Source organism: Parvibaculum sp., from assembly GCF_035511255.1.
Taxonomy (GTDB): domain Bacteria; phylum Pseudomonadota; class Alphaproteobacteria; order Parvibaculales; family Parvibaculaceae; genus Parvibaculum.
This window is the reverse complement of sequence record NZ_DATKFR010000427.1, coordinates 1-1,507: the sequence shown is the minus strand read 5'-3', so window position 1 is coordinate 1,507 and position 1,507 is coordinate 1. Positions and strand designations below refer to the sequence as shown.

General features: G+C 63.7%; 3 protein-coding genes and 1 pseudogene. 3 read left to right on the top strand and 1 reads right to left on the bottom strand.

What is annotated here, in order from left to right:
• Positions 1–134: pseudogene (locus tag VMR03_RS16125) on the top strand (2,3,4,5-tetrahydropyridine-2,6-dicarboxylate N-succinyltransferase); the annotation flags it as partial.
• Between the two features lie 5 nt (positions 135–139).
• On the opposite strand, the gene VMR03_RS16120 reads toward VMR03_RS16125, so the two are convergent.
• Entirely contained in the window at positions 140–274 is a 135-nt protein-coding gene (locus VMR03_RS16120) for a hypothetical protein (protein WP_325407013.1), read from the bottom strand.
• A gap of 196 nt (positions 275–470) precedes the next feature.
• Between VMR03_RS16120 and VMR03_RS16115 the strand changes: the two genes are divergently transcribed.
• Together VMR03_RS16115 and dapE are read left to right on the top strand one after the other, a co-directional pair.
• Positions 471–659, top strand: a complete 189-nt coding sequence (locus tag VMR03_RS16115; protein ID WP_325407011.1) for a hypothetical protein — start codon at positions 471–473, stop codon at positions 657–659.
• A 61-nt stretch (positions 660–720) separates the two neighbouring features.
• The coding region (dapE, locus tag VMR03_RS16110) for a succinyl-diaminopimelate desuccinylase (RefSeq protein WP_325407010.1) at positions 721–1,507 on the top strand (787 nt) is incomplete at its 3' end.

The following is a 1,507-nucleotide window of genomic DNA, read 5'->3' as shown; positions in this document are numbered from 1 at the left end:
TGCCGGGCTCGCTGCCGGGCCGGGCCAATCCCGACGGATCGCCCTCGCCCAGCCTCTATTGCTGCGTGATCGTGAAAACGGTCGACGCCCAGACGCGCTCGAAGACCTCGATCAACGAGCTTCTGCGCGACTGACCGGATTATTTCTTCTTGCCGCCCTTGCTACGGTCCGGGGCGGGCGCGGCGAAGACCGAGCCGGATGCGGGGGCCTTTACCTTCGCATCCTTCTTCGGCTTTTTCTTTTCGCGATTGCTCTTCTGCTGACCCTTGGCCAATTTGCCCTCCTATTTCCTGACCGGCGGAACGCCACCGACTCAGACGGCCGCCAGCCTAGGCGTTTTCCCGCCCGTCCGCCCCGTTAAAAGATAAAGATTGCGTATTTGGCGCGATAAGCCCATGAGAGGGCTACATCGCCATGCCGACGGGACCATCACGCCTCCTTCGCGCACGCAAAGCCCAAAGGAGCGCAAGATGCAGGCCCACAAGTTCCAGATCGGCCAGACGGTCGAATTCCAGCCCGGCGGTTCCTATCTCGCGACCGCGCGCGGCCATTATGTCGTCGTCCGCCAGTTGCCGACCGAAGGCGCGGGCTACCAGTACCGCGTCAAGAGCGTGACGGACGGGCATGAGCGCATCGTGCGCGAGAACCAGCTCGACTGACCTTCCGGCGATTTTCTGCGCCATTTGACGGCTTTTCGGGAGCGCGGTACACGGGATGACCATGACCGCAGCCGCCCCCTACGATCCCCTTGAGATCGCCATCGAGCTGATCCGCTGTCCGAGCGTCACGCCGAAGGACGAGGGTGCGCTGGCGACGCTCGCGGATTACCTCGCGCCGCTCGGCTTCAATTGCGAGCGCATGCGCTTCAGCGACGAGAACACGCCCGACATCGACAATCTCTATGCGCGGATCGGCGCCGGTGCGCCCCATTTCTGCTTTGCCGGGCATACGGATGTCGTGCCTGTCGGCGATGAAGCCTCGTGGTCGGTCGATCCCTTCGCCGGCGAGATCAAGGGTGGCCGCCTCTTCGGGCGCGGCGCCGCCGACATGAAGGGCTCGATCGCGAGTTTTGTCGCCGCCGCCTCGCGGCTGGTGCGCGAAGGAAAGCTTATCGAAGGCGAAGGTTCGATCAGTCTCCTCATCACCGGCGACGAGGAAGGACCGGGCATCAACGGCACGGCGAAGATGCTGAAGGCGCTCAAGGCGCGTGGCGAGACCATCGACCATTGCCTCGTCGGCGAGCCGACCTGCGTCACGAAGCTCGGCGACATGGTGAAGATCGGCCGGCGCGGCAGCATCAATGGCTGGCTGACGGTGCGCGGACAACAGGGCCATGTCGCCTATCCGCATCTCGCCGACAATCCGCTGCCGCGTCTCATGGAAATGCTGCGCCGGCTCGATGCGCATGTGCTCGACAAGGGCAATGCGCATTTCCAGCCGTCGAATTTCGAGATCACCTCGATCGATACCGGCAATGCGACGACCAATCTCATTCCGGGCGTCGCGC